Origin of the sequence: Liquorilactobacillus sicerae (genome assembly GCF_029916425.1) — a bacterium.
Taxonomy (GTDB): Bacteria; Bacillota; Bacilli; order Lactobacillales; family Lactobacillaceae; genus Liquorilactobacillus; species Liquorilactobacillus sicerae.
The window spans coordinates 1-515 of the sequence record NZ_JAHAVQ010000149.1 but is presented as its reverse complement, the minus strand read 5'-3'; the positions used below and the strand labels follow the sequence as shown (position 1 = coordinate 515).

Here is a 515-nt window from a genome sequence, read left to right as displayed (position 1 = left end):
GCATTTACCTGATTGAGCGTCCTGACCATAACCTCTCGATCCTGTGCGGACCACATATCTTTTTTTCGATCAGTCTTTTTAGGTTCAATTTTTGTAGAGGGTCTCTTCAAGACTTGATTAATTTTAGGCCACCATTGGTCAAAAGTAGATTGAAAAGATGCTTCACTCAAAGAATCGGAATCAGCTTTCAAATTAATGGAATGAAAAATACTTTTAACACCTTCTTCTTATAAAGACTTCGTTCATTGAAACTGTTTCAGCGGGCTCTTGCTTAACACGCTGGTAATGTCTAGGCTATTAATCATGACTGGCATAACCATGCCTTGTTGCTCATCTTTATTTTTCCAAGAAAATAGTGCACCCGCCTCAAAATTGAGCCAATTGCTATTGATATTTTCGGGAGTAATAAAAAGAATACCAATCCTAGAATTATTTAGTTCGCCATTTATTTTATTATTCCAGTCATCGCCACGCGCAATATCATCTGAGGACATAAAAGGCTCCGTATATTGCAA

1 protein-coding gene is annotated in these 515 nt (G+C 37.3%); it reads right to left on the bottom strand.

Going from position 1 to position 515, the window contains the following annotated elements:
- Positions 1 to 242: 242 nt before the first annotated feature.
- Positions 243 to 515: TIR domain-containing protein (locus tag KH893_RS11730; protein ID WP_281166268.1), on the bottom strand; the 273-nt coding region annotated here is incomplete at its 5' end.